Origin of the sequence: Brevibacillus sp. B_LB10_24 (assembly GCF_046036945.1) — a bacterium.
In the GTDB taxonomy this organism is placed as follows: Bacteria; Bacillota; Bacilli; order Brevibacillales; family Brevibacillaceae; genus Brevibacillus_C.
On record NZ_JBJQOQ010000045.1, the window covers coordinates 24,403 to 39,031 of the forward strand.

Sequence of the window (14,629 nt, forward strand, 5' to 3'; positions counted from 1 at the left end):
CAAGAGGAGGAGAGGCATATGAACAAATTGGCACTGGAATTATACGATCTGCTGCAAATCGCGGCTCCAAGCGGCAAGGAGGAGAGAGTCGTTCGGTACATCAAACCCAGAATGGAACAGATCCTGGAGCGGGTCTTCCTTGATCGTTACGGAAATCTGCTGGGCGAACGCACATACAAGACCGGCCAAGGACCAACCATCCTGTTATCCGCCCATATGGACAGCGTCGCCGGGATCGAACCTGGCCGCAAAGTGATCAGGGACCAAGACATCTACTATGCTTCCAAAGGGATCCTGGGAGCAGATGACCGGGCTGGGATGGCGATCGTGCTGGCAGTCATCCGCAATCTGGCAAGAAGTTCATTTAACGGAAAAGTGAAAGTGGCCTTTACCCGGGAGGAGGAGATTGGCAGAAAAGGCTCTCAGGCGCTGGATCAGGCATGGCTTGGCGATGTTGAATTAGCCATCGTCGTGGATCGAAGAGGAAATCGGGATATCGTCACTTCCTATGCCGACGTACAGCCTTTCTGTCACCCCTCCGTGGGCCAATTCTTTGAAGAAGCCGGCCGTCTGTGCGGAATGCCGGACTGGAAGGCAGTCCGCGGCGGGATCAGTGACGCATGCACATTCGCATCCTATGGAATCAACAGCGTGAATTTGTCGGCGGGTTTTCAGTACGAGCATACGTGGGACGAGTTTGTAAGCATCACCTCTTGCAAAGAGACGGTTCAGTTGATCACAACGGCCCTTGACATTGCGGGGAAAAGCGGAGTGAGGGTGCAAATGAATGTTCCCTGACAACCTCTGTCATGATGGCCGGTATTCTAGGCACAAGCCCTAAATCAAGGAGAGAAGCCGAATGAATCACGTTCTGATCGACCTGGAATGGATCGTGCCCACATCATCCGACGACCTTCCGGAAATCATTGAAATCGCTGCGGCAAAGGTGAAAGATGTCGATGGAATGTTGATGAAAGGGGAACAGTTCCATCAATTTATCCGTCCCTCCTATCGGAAAATCAACGACAAGACAACCGATCTGACCGGCGTGAAAAGACATGACCTTTCTTTTACCCAGATTTTTCCCAAGGTGATGAGCCGTTTTTTTCAGTGGCTGGGGAAGGAAAAATACACGCTTTACTCATGGGGACAGCAGGATCAAAAGGTACTGGAGCAGAATTGCATTGCCCACGGCATCGGTACCGGCTGGCTGAAGCCGTACATGGATCTTCAAAGTGCGTTTACGCTGGCAAACAGAGCAAAAAGGGCGATCGGATTCCAACGGGCCCTTCAGATGTCCGGTATTTCCTATGAAGGAAAGAGGCACAGTGCAGTGACACATGTGGAACACGCGTGCCAATTCTTCATGAAGTACTTTCCAACATTTACTGGCAAAGAAAATCAATTTGCGAAAGCACGATCTGCACGGGCAGGCAAGAAGCGGAATTCCCTTCTGGCGAAAATTCCGTACCATCTGTCGAGATCCAGGGAAAAAGGGCTGTATTCCAAGCTTACGGCCTCTCAATTTGGAAAATTACTTATGGATTTCGATTACAGCTGTGCCCTGACCGGGAAAAAAACGAATTTGAGTATCGATCATTTTATTCCCCTTGGGATCGGGCACGGCGGTACCTATATCGGCAATGTGTATCCGCTCGACAAGCAGCTGAATGGTTTAAAAGCGGACCAAAATCCGTTTGAATGGATTGCATCCGTGAACGATCCCGGGATCATCGCAAACTGGGAAAGACTTATAGATGTACTCGCAGCTCACAATGGGCTGCAAACCGGAGAATTCATCAATTACGTCCTTTGGTGCTTTGACAATCCCAGGACAAGGGAGGAGATCCGGCCCAACGACGATCTTTTGTCCATAAAGCTTTGGAAAAGGAAGGCTGTTCAGATAAAAGAGGCCCGGTACTACACGAGAAGAGGAAGTTCCTTATTCTTTAAAGTGACAATTGAAAAAGAGGGGGAGAGAGAAAATCTTCGGGTTAAATGCGCGGCGGATGAACCCGATATGCCAAAAATCGTGATACAGAGAAGCAGTTTGATCACGGAGCGGGACATTGATGATATAGCCCGTTTTATCAAATACTCCCATTCGTTCACACAAGTGACGAAAAAGCTGTTTGTTACAATCTAAAAAATACAGTTTTCGGGAGGGAACCTGGTTGGATAAAAAATGCGAATAGCAAAGGAATCTACCGGGACACTCCGGAGAATAGGTTCAGGGTCAGATATACATCTTCACACAGATGTGGTCTGACGCCTTTTTCTTTTTCCGGAAGGAGAGGACATGACAGCCCTGTTCATTTCGACTAGTACAACGTTTACCTACCTCTATAAAAAACTAATAATTTGAACATTTCCGATAACTGTTATAAAATTATTGTTATAAATTGCAACATTTTTACTAAGGGGATATTCAAATGGCGAAAATATTGGTGATTGCTCCTTATCAAGGCTTAAAGGACTTGGTCCTGGAGGTAAACAAAGAGCTTAAGCGCAATATTCACGTTGAAGTGGGGGATCTGTACAAAGGTGTAGCATTAGCCAAAAGCCTGGAATTGGACGGCTACGATATCATTATCAGCCGGGGGGCTACCGCGCGTCTGCTGCGAGACCACTGTCAAATCCCGATCGTAGAGGTAAAAATCTCCGGTTACGATATCCTGAGGATGCTTACACTGGTGAAGGGGTATCCCGGCAAGATCGGATTGATGAGTTACTTAACGACAATTCAAGGCGCCGATGTCATCGGGACGCTGATGGAAATGAATCTGAGCTTTTTTCCGATCAAAGAGGAGGCGGAAGTGGCGATCAAGATTCAAAAAGCGCTGGATCAGGGCATACAGGTCATCATTGGCGATGTTATCTCGACGTCTGTCGCTGCCCAGCACGGCCTTAAGTCCATTTTAATCACCTCAGGCAAAGAGGCAGTCATCGAAGCAATCGATGAAGCGGAGCGGATGATCTATTACATCAAGAAAGAACAGCAGCAGAAACAGCTGATGGAGATGATCGTTCAGAAGTACCCGGAAGGGATTGTCGTCGTGGACCGAAGCGGGAATGTATGCATGCTGAATGACAGCGCAGAGACCATGCTCGATCTCAAATCGGATCATGTGATCGGCATGGGTGCTAAGGACATTCATTCCCTGCTGGATTTTGATTTCGCCTCGGCGGGACAACAAGCGGGGGAAGAGTTCGTCACGATTAATGAACGGGAATTCGTGATGAAGAAACATGTATTTCGCCAGGATGGAGATATTATCGGCGGTTATGCGACCTTTCTGCGAAGCGCAGAGCACAGGTTTCCTTTTAAAAAGCATCAGAGAGGAGCAGCAAGGAGCAGCAGCCGGGCCGACACTCACTTTAACCAACTGATCGCCATTTCTAAGGGCATGAAAGAAGTCATAGCGGAAGCAAAGCTGGCAGCGCAGACAACCGAACCGATTTTGATTTGCGGGGAGAGCGGAACCGGCAAGCGAAGCATTGCGGAAGCCATTCATAACGCGAGCGAACGCAGTGAAGCTGCGTTTGTCTGCCTGGATTGCCGGATCTTAGATGAACAAGAGATAGAGGCAAAGCTGTTTGGCGGGGTGGGCCATGACCGTCAGGGGATGTTTGAGCTGGCTCGGGGCGGAACGGTCTATATCGCAGCGATCGAGAAGATGCCGCCATCCATATTGGAAAAGGTCATCAGCGCGGTAGAAAACAAGCGGCTGATCGGGGGCGGCGGGCCTGCCGGCATTCCAGTGGACGTTCGCTTGATTGCTTCAAGTCAGCAAGTTCTGGATCACAACGCAAATCGTGCCGCCTGCAGCCGTGAACTGCTGCAACTGTTTCAACAGCGTCAACTGTTCATTCCGCCGTTGCGGGAGCACAAAAAAGACATCGACGAGTTGGTGCGTTGGTTTATCGCATCGTTTAATCCGATGCTGGGCAAACAGATTGTCGGCTGCAGGGGAGAGGTCATAAGCAGGCTTAAGGCGGAAGACTGGCCCGGAAACGTGGAAGAACTCAAACAAATCATCGAGCAAATGTGCCTGGTGACGACTGGTCCGTTTATCGAACTTCGGGAAGTGCAAGAGATTCTCGACAGTCTGGGGAAGCAGCGGGAGATCGACCGGGAAAAAGCGGGAATCAATATCGCGGGTAAGACGTTGGAACAGATTGAGCAGGAAATTATCATGCGAGTTTTGGAAGAGGAAGATTTTAATCAAACACAAGCGGCAATTCGCTTAGGGTTAAACCGGACTACGCTGTGGAGAAAAATAAAGACGCTTCCGAAGCAGTAAAACAAGTCCCGGAAAATAGTTTCATTTTGAAACATAAAAATATTCACAAGTTATTGAAATATTAAACAATTCGTAATAAAATCAAAACAATGAATGAGACTTATTGTAGCAACGGTGACGGCTAGTGAACAAGAGGTGATGGATAAGTTGACGGAATTGGTTATTATTGCTGATGATTTGACTGGTGCGAATGATACAGGTGCACAGTTCGCCAAACAGGGTTATCGAACCATGACGCTGTTGGATGCGAAACACACGGAAGATCATCACCAACTGGATGTTTGTGTGATTAATGCTGAAACCCGATCGTTGGAGCCGGAGATGGCGTACAGAAAAATCGGGGAAATACGCAATTTGCTGCAATTGGAGAAAACGCCCTATGTTTACAAAAAAATTGATTCCACGATGAGGGGAAACATCGGCAGTGAAATTGACGCTCTGCTGGAGCATGAAGATTTCCAGCTTGCCGTCGTCGCGCCCGCTTACCCGCAAAATGAGCGCATCGTCGTCGGCGGATATCTGCTGGTCAAGCAAAAGTTATTGGAAGATTCCGAGATTTCGGCTGATCCGAAGTCGCCGGTCCGATTATCCCATCTTCCTGCGTTGATCGGCAGCCAGAGCAAGAAAAAGGTGGGCCACATCAATATAAGCGCTCTTCGCGGCAAGGGGGATGCCCTCCGCGAACAGCTTGCGAAACAGATATCTGAAGGAAAACGGATCGTCGTATTTGACACGGTTACCCAGAACGATTTCGAAATCATGATCGACGCTGTTTCTGCCAGCGAATTGCGGGTTCTGTGGGTAGGTTCGGCAGGTCTGGCGCAAAGTTTGTCGGGGAGATTTGCCCGAGAAACGAAAAATGGCTTGGACCGGACAGTGGTTGTAAAAGAGCCGAGTAAAAGCATTATGGTCATCGCCGGAAGTGTGAGCGGTGTCACCCGGCAACAAATCGAAACACTTGGTGAGCAGGAGGATTGCCAGATTATTACCGCTGAACCACTGGGATTGTTGAAAAATGAAACGTACGAAAGCGAAATGAACAGTCTGATAAAACGGATGACAGAAGTACTTGATCAGGGGAACATTCCCGTTCTGACCACAGATACATCTGATTCGAGCAAAAATGCGATCGAGGAGTGGCTGGCGGAACAGAAGCGGGATGCCTTTTACGCCGCTAGCCACATAGCTGATTGCCTCGGCAGGATCGGGAAAGAGGTCATTGCGAATAGAAAGCTGGGCGGATTAGTGCTCACCGGTGGAGATATCGCTTATCGCACTTGTGAACACATGCGGGTCAAAGCATTGCGCATTCTGGATGAAGTAGAAGAAGGCATACCGTTCACACAGGTCGTCGATGGGGAGTTTCGGGATTTACTCATGATCACCAAAGCGGGGGCATTCGGGAATCGACTTTCATTAGTGAGGGCTGTCGAAAAGATGAAGTCATATATCAAAAAAGCCGGCCTGGAAACAGTTCAGTGAGGGGGAGCGAAAAACATGTATCAGCGCTATCTGGGACGGGCCTGGGAAAAACACTTTTTGCCGCGGCTTACTGCACTGGAAGTGGAACGGTTGCCCAAGCAGGACGCCTTAGTCATTTTGCCGATAGGCGCGGTCGAGCAGCACGGTCCGCACTTGCCGATTTTTACGGACACATTAATCGCGGAGGCATTGGTGACAGGGGCGTTTGAGTATTTGCCTGAGGATGCACCCATCTGGCTGCTGCCGCCGGTTCCCTATGGCAAGAGCAACGAACATATCGGAAACAGCGGGGTGTTTACTCTTTCTGTACAAACTTTACAATCGATCATCCGCGATATCGGCCAAAGCCTGCAAGCCAGCGGTTTTCGTCGGCTCTTATTGTTTACCACGCACGGCGGCAATTACGATCTGCTGAATATGATGGCCCGCGAAGTGCGAATTGCCACGGGATTAATGGTGTTTCGTTTAAACGGAAGCTCTTTGGATACCGCAGAAGAACTGCTTACCGAGCGTGAGCGCAAACTGGGGATTCATGCAGGTGATTATGAGACGTCCTTACTGATGAATATTCAACCGGATTGGGTTCACCACGACCAGCTTGTCTGTGAATATCCGGAAATCCCGGAGCACCTCGGATGGGGCAAATTTGCCTGGGTTATGAATGACATCTCCGCGACAGGAGTAGCCGGAGATGCCACTGCGGCAACCCCTGAAAAAGGAAGGCAAATGTTCGAGAGATCTTGCCGTTCGTTTGCTCACCTGCTGCAGGAAATGGCCAAATTTGAAATAGCTGAGATAACCGCAAACAGCAGGAATCAGAAGGAGTTGACGTAAATGAGCTTGCACGCTGCGAAAAAGCTGTCGGATAACCCGACCGATCAGCAGAAAACCGATTATTCACCGGTGTTGGTGAACTTGGAAGCTGTACATAAAGTGTACCAAACAGGAACGATTGCGCTGCACGATGTGAATCTGCAAATTACACAAGGTGAATTCATTTCGTTCGTAGGTCCGTCAGGGTGCGGGAAATCCACCGTTTTACGCATGATTGCCGGATTGGGGGAACCGAGCAGCGGTAAACTGGAAGTTTTAGGGACGACGGCAAAACGCGCTCGCGAAGAGAACAATGAAGTCGCATTTGTCTTCCAGGATGCCACGCTGCTGCCCTGGCGAAGCGTACTTGACAACGTCGTCTTACCGCTGGAACTGCGGGGAGTACCGAAACAGGATCAGCAGAGAGAAGCCATGCGGGTACTGGAAATGGTCGGTCTGAAGGATCATGTCAAGGCGCTTCCCCGTCAACTCTCAGGCGGCATGAAGATGCGCGTGTCGATCGCCCGGGCTCTAGCGGCCAAACCGAAGCTGCTGCTCATGGATGAGCCCTTTGCTGCACTGGATGAGATCACCAGGCAAAACCTTCAGAACGAGCTGCTGAACATTTGGAAGCAAGAAGGTCTTACCGTGTTGTTCGTCACCCATAACGTCTTTGAAGCGGTCTTTCTCTCGACGCGAATCGCCGTGATGACGCCGCGGCCGGGGAAAATAGCGACGATGATCGATGTCCCGATGCCTTATCCACGCAAAGAAACGCTTCGCACGACTCACCAGTTTAGCGATATAGCGGCGGAGGTGTCCAGTGCGCTTGTCCATTAAACAGGGATAGTTTTCACTGTTTCGCCGAACCATTCTTTTAGGGAATAAAACGATGGAGTGATGACGATGAACGCAAATTGGGAAAAGCGGTTTCTCGCGGAACTGGGACAAGAGGGCATATTGCTGGATGACGAATCGCGTGAACGCCTGTCCAAGGATTACTACTGGTACTCGCCGATCTTAAAACCAAAGCTCGCTCAATATCTGGCGGATGGCATCGTCGTTCCTAAGAGCGAAGAAGAGTTGGTCAAAGTGATCAAAATTGCCGTGGAACATCGAATTCCCGTCACCTTGCGCGGGGCTGGAACTGGCAACTACGGCCAGGCCATCCCTTTGACTGGCGGCATCGTGCTCGATATGAGCCAGCTTCAAGAGGTGCTTGAGATTCAACCGGGATATGCCCGCGTCCAGGCCGGGGTGAAACTCGGGCAATTGGAACGGCGTCTGCGAGAAGCTGGACAGGAGATGTGCATTTATCCCAGCACGTTTATGAAATCAACGGCAGCCGGGTTTGTCTGCGGCGGTTCAGCAGGAATCGGTTCTGTCGAATGGGGCTTTTTGTGGGACGGCAATGTCATGGAGCTGACGGTTCTGACGATGGAGGAAGAGCCGCGCAGGCTGACGATAAGCGGAAAGGAAAATCTGCTCACCTACATCCACGCTTACGGAACGACTGGGATTGTGACAGAGGTTGTGTATCGGCTGACCACTCGTACGGAATGGACGCAAATCATCACCAGCTTTGACTCTACGGCTGACGCTTTGCGGTTTGCCAATGAGCTTGCCTACGATTCGAGCGTGAAAAAACGGCTTATCTCACAGTGCGAATGGCCCATACCGGCTTACTTTCTTCCCCTCGCCAAGCTGATTGTTCCGGAAAAAGACGTCGTGTTTCTGGAAGTGAGTGAGGAAAATCAGACACAAGTAGAGGCGCTTGTACATAAGCACCACGGCCAGGTCAGCCACGTCATTCCGGCCGCAAACTACCACAAGGGGATCAGTTTGTCAGACTATACATGGAACCACTCTACCTTGTGGGGCATGAAGGCAAACCCCAATTTGACCTATCTGCAATGCGAATTTCATCGGACTGACTTTTTGCAGCAGGTCAGCCAAATCAAAGCTCGCTTTGGCGATGAATATCTGACCCATTTCGAATACCTTCGCAACGACGGGCTGATTACCCCGCAGTGCATCCCGTTGATTACGTTTCAGAGCGAAGAAAAATTGGCGGAGATGGTTCGCTTCCTGCACTCGATCGGGGTACAAACCTTTGATCCTCACACCTTTATCTTGGAAGAGGGAGGATGGACAGAGCATATCGATGCCGTCATCGCCACAAAACAGCAGAACGATCCCTATAGCTTGTTAAACCCCGGGAAAATAGGGAAATTACAGAAAGGCTCTGGTCAAAAGGGGGTAATCGCGTGATAACGGAAGAAAAATGGGTGGCCACAACTCCTGCGAAAAGCGCTCAACCGGCGATAGAAGCACAAGCAAAGAAAAGAAGCCGTTTTTGGGAGACCCAATTCCCGCCCATCCTAGTGATTGTCGTCGTCATCATCGCGTGGCAGTTGATCTGCCAGTGGCTGGATGTTCCCAAATACCTTCTGCCCAAACCGACGGACATTGTCGAGGCGGCCGTTGCTAATATCGACAACCTGATCGTTTCCGTCACGAAAACGATCTCCGCTTCCCTGTTAGGGTTTGCCTTGAGCATCGTGTTGGGGATCTTGGGGGCGATTGTCATGTCGCTATCCAAAGTGATCGAACGCAGCTTGTACCCTTACGCGGTTATTTTACAGACAATTCCGATTGTCGCGATCGCCCCGATCATTGTCATCTGGTTTGGCTCCGGTCTCAATGCGATCGTCATTATTGCCTTTATCATCGGGTTTTTCCCCATGTTGTCCAATACATTGATCGGTCTGAATTCAGTAGATCACAACATGCGGAACCTATTTGAACTGTATAACGCTTCCAGCTGGCAAACGATGGTGAAGCTGCGCCTCCCTGCCGCCATGCCGTACATCATGGGAGGATTAAAGATCTCTTGTACGATGTCGGTTATCGGGGCGATCGTCGGAGAGTACATCGCCGGGATTGGTGGAGGTTCAGGCGGATTAGGCTACGCGATCACCGTTGCTGCCGCAAGATTGCAGACGCCCTACTTGTTTGCAGTCGGTCTGGCTTCCTCCATATTGGGGATCGTGTTCTCGATTCTCGTCAACTTGTTTTCAAAATGGATGCTCAGTTCGTGGCACGAATCTGAGGTTCGGTCAGAAAACTAAAATCCTGTCAAAGCACACATTAGAATGAGCGGGGGATTGTTTTTATGAAGAAAACGGTATGGAAGAAAATGTTGGGGATGGCAATGGCGGTTTCTCTCCTGCTCATCACAGCGACGGGTTGCGGCCAGACTCCTTCCGCAACGACTGGCGCAAGCGGCGGTGGCAAGGAATTAATCCCGGTTACACAGGTAACGAACTGGTTTGCCCAACCAGAACATGGAGGGCAATATGCCGCTCAAATGAAAGATTTTTACAAAGAAGCCGGGATGGACATGACGATTCTCCCTGGCGGACCCAAAGTTTCGGCAACGCAAATTGTTGCTTCCGGCAAGGCTCAGTTTGGGATGAGCCAAAGTGACGAGCTGCTCATGGCCCGCAAGGAAGGGTTGCCATTGGTAGCGATCGCTGGCATTTTTCAAGTGAGCCCGCAAGGATTTGTGTACCACAAAGGGCAGCCAATCAAGACCTTTTCCGACTTTAATGGCCGACAAGTCTGGGTTACACCGGGGGCAGGCAACTGGGAGTACATTAAGAAGGAATTCAAGCTGGACAGCGTGAAAGAGATGGCTCATAACGGTTCCATGACCAACTTTGTTGCCGATCCCACATCGGTCACGCAATGCTATGTGACCAATGAACCGTTCGCGCTCGAACAGCAGGGGGTCGAAGTAGAAACCATGCTGGTAGCAGACTCCGGTTACTCCCCATATGTAAATGTCCTGTTTACGACAGAAAAACTGATCAAAGAGAATCCGGAGCTTGTCAAAGCATACGTGGAAGCTTCGATTAAAGGCTGGAATTATTACAAGGACCATTCCGGGGAAGTGAACCAATTCCTGCAGAAGTCCAATCCCGATCTGCAATTAGATGCCATGGATTTTACGGCGAAGACGCAAAAAGACTTCGTCTATGGCGGGGATGCTGAAAAACACGGTGTTGGCTACATGGACAAGGGGCGCTGGGAGCAATTGATGAAAATATTAGTCAATCTCAAGCTGCTCGACAAAGAACTGGACGTGAATGAGGCGTTTACGAATGAATTTTTGCCGAAGGGATAAGGTGAGTCGAGCTTGAATCGTGGACATCTCATCAATGTTATGGTGCCGTCACTCTCTGAAACTGATCTGTACGAGATTCAAGTAGAAAACGGGCAGTTTACGGCCATCCGTGTGCAAAACGGATCTGTGAAACATCCTGAGTTTGCTTCCATCAGGCACTTGGACCCGACAAATATGTCAACGAGCCCCCAGCGATGGGATGTGGAAGGAAGAATCATGCTGCCGGAGCTCGTCGACTCCCATATGCATCTGGACAAGGCATTCTGCCTTCCACAGGTTCCGAATCATTCTGGAACATTAAACGAGGCGGTATTGAATTATCATGCCGCTTCCCCTTTTTTTTCGCTTGAGGAAATGAAAGCCAGGATGCTTCGTGCTGCCCTGCAAGCGCTCTCGTTTGGCACGACGGCCATTCGTACACATATTGATTTTTTACCCAATCGAAGCGGTGCGTCCGTGTTCCTCGGTATTCAGGCTGCGCTGGAAGTGAAGGAACTGCTGCAGCCCTATGTCTCTTTGCAGATAGCGCCGATGTGTCCATTGGGGGTAGGACCGAGGGAAATCGACATGGTCGAAGAGGCCTTCCGCATGGGTGCCGATTTGTTGGGCGGGGCGCCTCATCTCTCTCCGACTGCCGACCAGGATCTCAGGCATATCTTTGCTCTGGCGGCGAAATATGATCGAGACATCGATTTGCATACAGATGAGAATGATGATCCGGCGGTTAACACGCTGGCCACGATTATTGCGAAAACTGAGGAATACGGATATCAGGGGCGGGTAGTGGTCGATCACCTCTGTTCATTGGCGGGGATGGAGGACGAACATGCGGCAGAGCTGATCGACGGCATCGTGAAAAATCAGATTGGCGTCATTACACTCCCCGCTTCCAACTTTTATTTGCAAGGAAGAGGGGATCGCGGGATCGTCCGGCGCGGATTGACGCGAGTAAAAGAACTGCTGGCAGCAGGAGCAGCCGTGGCGACAGCTTCCGATAACGTGCATGACCCTTTCCATCCGTTTGGGCGGGGAGATCTGCTTCAGGTGGGTTTGCTTACCGCATATGGGGCACATCTGGGCAGTCCGGCTGAGCAATGGATGATCCTGCGAATGATTACCGATATTCCCGCCAAGTTATTGGGAATGAAAAAGCACGGGATAGCGGCAGGTGAGACGGCAGCTTTTGTACTGGTCAATGCCTGTCGTACAGAAGAAATTCTCACCCTGCTGCCGGAAGAACGCTGGGTATTCAAAGGGGGAAGCTGGCTTCATGCCGTAAAACGCCAAACATTATGGGGAAAGCCGGCATTGGAACACCTCTGGAAGCAGGCTCTGCCGCCCGGCGTTAACGGGCAAGAGTGAAACTTTGACCTCGAAAAACATTCCGCTTTTCTTTGGCGAATGGATTGGCAGAAATCGAGCGATATCCGGCTGATTGTGACAGCTCCGCATCGCTGCCGGCCTACCATTGAGGGGATTGCCCCATGCTGCCATCACGGAGATAATATGCCCATAAAAAAGGCGGTCCCTGACCGCCTCCGCTTTATCTCCGACAAACAATAGGCCGTACAATTCTTTTCGTCTGCACCGATTTAGCATCTCTTACCGCTCTGGCAAAAAACAGGGGTCTCTCTACTCTTTCGTAGTGGACATACCAGATATTCGGGTTGGTAAACAGCCAGTGATTATAGACGGCGGTAACCAATATGCCGTGGCTTCTAAGCCGGGAGACGAAAGAGTACATCTCTCTTGTGAGAATAAAACCGAAANCGCTCTGGCAAAAAACAGGGGTCTCTCTACTCTTTCGTAGTGGACATACCAGATATTCGGGTTGGTAAACAGCCAGTGATTATAGACGGCGGTAACCAATATGCCGTGGCTTCTAAGCCGGGAGACGAAAGAGTACATCTCTCTTGTGAGAATAAAACCGAAATGGTCAAGCCCCCTTTTAGCGGAAAACAAGTAAAAACATGGCTGTTAGGCCGCTTGCTGACGCCTGAATTCGACAGGCGTCAGTTTGTTTCATTTTCTTTGTGGCCGACTGTGATTGTAAAATGGAATATACTCTTCGATTCGCCTTTGTACTTCATCCAAGCTTCGGATAGCATCTTATCCTCTCTCTTTCATTATCTGATAAAACCTGTAAATTACTTTTTTTACTGGTGTTATCTTTTAAAACAAAAAATAATGATTATGCTACCGGTAATACTGCTAAGCTTGTTTTGGAGTTATGTAAAAATGTAGACCCCCCCTGGAAAATGTTTATGTGATGTCACGTTTTATTGCTCATATTTCGTTATACATAGTGAAAGGGGTGAGAAAAAATGGATCAGCAGTCTCCCGAGGATCTTGTGAGATCAATATTAGATGGAAAGTTAGAAGGATACGAACTTCTTGTTGAAAGGTTCCAGATTCCGATTTTTCGATACTGCTATCATATACTTGGTCATCGTGAAGAAGCGGAAGATGCTACTCAGGAAGTATTTTTGAAAGCATATCGTCATCTCAATAAATACAATGTAGAAGTGCCATTTACGGCTTGGCTTTATAAGATTTCTTACCGCCACTGCATTGATGTCATAAGAAAAAGAAAAGTATCAAAACTGATTCCATTTCTTTTTCAGAATGAAAAACAAAATTCTACTGTGGATGAGTATATTGAGAATGTTTATTTCAGTGAACCTGTATACCTTTCGTTGATGAAACTTTCCTTGGAGGAGAGAACATTACTTATCTTGCGAGGTGTTGATGAAAAGACATTTGAAGAAATTAGCATGATAGTAAATAAAAAATCGTCAAGTCTAAGAAAAAAGTATGAACGAACCGCGGCGAAATTCCGTCTCTATTATTCTCAAGTAAAAGGAGGGTCGGAGAAAGATGCAATGGAAACATACCGATTGGAATATTAAAGAAGTATTCGAAGAGAATCGTATCCCAAAGGTAGATGTTGTACGAAACGTCATGGAAAAAATTCATTTTGAATCAAACAAAAAGGTGGGTTTTTTTATGAAATATAGAGTTAGTATTATTGTTTGCCTTGGATTAATGTTGATGGGAACAACAGGATTTGCCGCAATAAAAGTGTATGAATTGCATAACGAGGAAGGAAAGGTAATTTATCAAGAAAAGAATATAACAGAGTCTAGTACACCCGTGAAAACGCCTGATAAGGAAATGCAAGCGTTCACGAGTAAGATGACAGAAATTGATGAAAGTTTGCAACCAGGCACTGCAGCTGCAGTCTATATTAAAGAAAACAATCCCAAAAAACGAGTGGTGACTCTTTCCAAGCCGTTTATCTATAAGGAACTCCACTCACTTCAACAAAAATTGGGGAACCACCTCATAGTAAAAAACGTACTGCCGGGTGGTTATTTATTTGACGGAGCTATTGTCGATTATTTCGTAAAGCAAGAATACAATAAGGATGAGCTTTACGCGTTAGCCGAAAAAACCAATGAAGAGTATGTGTTAAAACCGTTATCTTTCACGAATTCAATATCGACTGTCGAGATTTCTTATAGGAAAGAGAACGATTCCGTACTTGTGAAAATGGAACCATTTGATGATGTGGAGAATAATACGGTGTACCAAGCTAATATGGATCAAAAAAAGACAGAAAAAATAACGATTAAGCAAACGGAAGCGCTTTTTTCTGAACAAGCAAATCAAGACGGAATAGAAAAAGAGATTCGGTGGGTTCAAAACATAAATGGTGTTCCATTTTTATTCACAGTTCAGACTCGAGCAGAAAATACGAGCAAGGACAGCTTGATCCAAGTAATGGAATCATTACTTTAACTTCCCTCCGAAAGAAGTCTCCCACTTCTAAACGTAAAGG

The 14,629-nt window shown here is 48.4% G+C and carries 13 protein-coding genes and 1 pseudogene; 12 read left to right on the forward strand and 2 right to left on the reverse strand.

The genetic code is table 11. The features are described 5' to 3' along the window. The first annotated feature begins 18 nt into the window (after positions 1-18). The 10 genes from ACI7RC_RS25400 to ACI7RC_RS25445 all read left to right on the forward strand — a co-directional run bounded on the left by ACI7RC_RS25400 (position 19) and on the right by ACI7RC_RS25445 (position 12,150). Entirely contained in the window at positions 19-798 is a 780-nt protein-coding gene (locus ACI7RC_RS25400) for a M20/M25/M40 family metallo-hydrolase (RefSeq protein WP_408110978.1), read from the forward strand. Between the two features lie 61 nt (positions 799-859). Continuing rightward, positions 860-2,146, forward strand: coding sequence for a 3'-5' exonuclease (locus ACI7RC_RS25405; RefSeq protein WP_408110979.1), 1,287 nt, complete (start codon positions 860-862; stop codon positions 2,144-2,146). Positions 2,147-2,432: 286 nt separating this feature from the next. Continuing rightward, a complete protein-coding gene (locus ACI7RC_RS25410; RefSeq protein ID WP_408110980.1) occupies positions 2,433-4,304 on the forward strand; it encodes a sigma-54-dependent Fis family transcriptional regulator in 1,872 nt (623 codons plus the stop codon). A 138-nt stretch (positions 4,305-4,442) separates the two neighbouring features. Beyond that, entirely contained in the window at positions 4,443-5,786 is a 1,344-nt protein-coding gene (locus ACI7RC_RS25415) for a four-carbon acid sugar kinase family protein (RefSeq protein ID WP_408110981.1), read from the forward strand. 15 nt (positions 5,787-5,801) lie between these two features. Further along, the gene (locus tag ACI7RC_RS25420; protein WP_408110982.1) at positions 5,802-6,620 is read left to right on the forward strand and encodes a creatininase family protein; all 819 of its coding nucleotides are present in this window, start codon (positions 5,802-5,804) and stop codon (positions 6,618-6,620) included. Beyond that, positions 6,621-7,439, forward strand: coding sequence for an ABC transporter ATP-binding protein (locus ACI7RC_RS25425; RefSeq protein ID WP_408110983.1), 819 nt, complete (start codon positions 6,621-6,623; stop codon positions 7,437-7,439). It begins immediately after the preceding gene. Between the two features lie 66 nt (positions 7,440-7,505). Next, positions 7,506-8,870: an FAD-binding oxidoreductase gene (locus ACI7RC_RS25430; RefSeq protein WP_408110984.1), complete on the forward strand. Its 1,365-nt coding sequence runs from the start codon at positions 7,506-7,508 to the stop codon at positions 8,868-8,870. Then, a complete protein-coding gene (locus ACI7RC_RS25435) occupies positions 8,867-9,730 on the forward strand; it encodes an ABC transporter permease (RefSeq protein WP_408110985.1) in 864 nt (287 codons plus the stop codon). Before ACI7RC_RS25430 ends, ACI7RC_RS25435 begins: the two co-directional genes overlap by 4 nt. 44 nt (positions 9,731-9,774) lie before the next feature. Next, complete coding sequence (locus ACI7RC_RS25440) at positions 9,775-10,788, forward strand: ABC transporter substrate-binding protein (protein WP_408110986.1); 1,014 nt, start codon at positions 9,775-9,777, stop codon at positions 10,786-10,788. Positions 10,789-10,800: 12 nt separating this feature from the next. Continuing rightward, a complete protein-coding gene (locus ACI7RC_RS25445; protein WP_408110987.1) occupies positions 10,801-12,150 on the forward strand; it encodes an amidohydrolase family protein in 1,350 nt (449 codons plus the stop codon). Between the two features lie 181 nt (positions 12,151-12,331). Here ACI7RC_RS25445 and ACI7RC_RS25450 read toward each other — a convergent pair whose 3' ends face one another. Together ACI7RC_RS25450 and ACI7RC_RS25455 are read right to left on the reverse strand one after the other, a co-directional pair. Continuing rightward, positions 12,332-12,634, reverse strand: coding sequence for a DUF1259 domain-containing protein (locus tag ACI7RC_RS25450; protein ID WP_408110991.1), 303 nt, complete (start codon positions 12,632-12,634; stop codon positions 12,332-12,334). Further along, positions 12,568-12,750, reverse strand: a pseudogene (locus ACI7RC_RS25455) (DUF1259 domain-containing protein); the annotation flags it as partial. The pseudogene ACI7RC_RS25455 and the gene ACI7RC_RS25450, both read right to left, overlap by 67 nt. Before the next feature lie 362 nt (positions 12,751-13,112). Here ACI7RC_RS25455 and ACI7RC_RS25465 point away from each other — a divergent pair. Both ACI7RC_RS25465 and ACI7RC_RS25470 read left to right on the forward strand, forming a co-directional pair. Beyond that, entirely contained in the window at positions 13,113-13,697 is a 585-nt protein-coding gene (locus ACI7RC_RS25465; RefSeq protein ID WP_408110988.1) for an RNA polymerase sigma factor, read from the forward strand. Next, positions 13,666-14,589 carry a hypothetical protein gene (locus ACI7RC_RS25470; protein WP_408110989.1) on the forward strand — a complete coding sequence of 308 codons (924 nt, stop codon included), beginning with the start codon at positions 13,666-13,668 and terminating at the stop codon, positions 14,587-14,589. The genes ACI7RC_RS25465 and ACI7RC_RS25470 overlap by 32 nt, the downstream gene beginning before the upstream one ends. The last annotated feature ends 40 nt before the right edge of the window (positions 14,590-14,629 follow it).

Excerpts from the sequence above, each read along its gene's own strand:
- ACI7RC_RS25400 (WP_408110978.1), top strand. The coding sequence starts at position 19 with ATGAACAAATTGGCACTGGAATTATACGATCTGCTGCAAATCGCGGCT.
- ACI7RC_RS25405 (WP_408110979.1), top strand. The coding sequence starts at position 860 with ATGAATCACGTTCTGATCGACCTGGAATGGATCGTGCCCACATCATCC.
- ACI7RC_RS25410 (WP_408110980.1), top strand. The coding sequence starts at position 2,433 with ATGGCGAAAATATTGGTGATTGCTCCTTATCAAGGCTTAAAGGACTTG.
- ACI7RC_RS25415 (WP_408110981.1), top strand. The coding sequence starts at position 4,443 with ATGGATAAGTTGACGGAATTGGTTATTATTGCTGATGATTTGACTGGT.
- ACI7RC_RS25420 (WP_408110982.1), top strand. The coding sequence starts at position 5,802 with ATGTATCAGCGCTATCTGGGACGGGCCTGGGAAAAACACTTTTTGCCG.
- ACI7RC_RS25425 (WP_408110983.1), top strand. The coding sequence starts at position 6,621 with ATGAGCTTGCACGCTGCGAAAAAGCTGTCGGATAACCCGACCGATCAG.
- ACI7RC_RS25430 (WP_408110984.1), top strand. The coding sequence starts at position 7,506 with ATGAACGCAAATTGGGAAAAGCGGTTTCTCGCGGAACTGGGACAAGAG.
- ACI7RC_RS25440 (WP_408110986.1), top strand. The coding sequence starts at position 9,775 with ATGAAGAAAACGGTATGGAAGAAAATGTTGGGGATGGCAATGGCGGTT.
- ACI7RC_RS25465 (WP_408110988.1), top strand. The coding sequence starts at position 13,113 with ATGGATCAGCAGTCTCCCGAGGATCTTGTGAGATCAATATTAGATGGA.
- ACI7RC_RS25470 (WP_408110989.1), top strand. The coding sequence starts at position 13,666 with ATGCAATGGAAACATACCGATTGGAATATTAAAGAAGTATTCGAAGAG.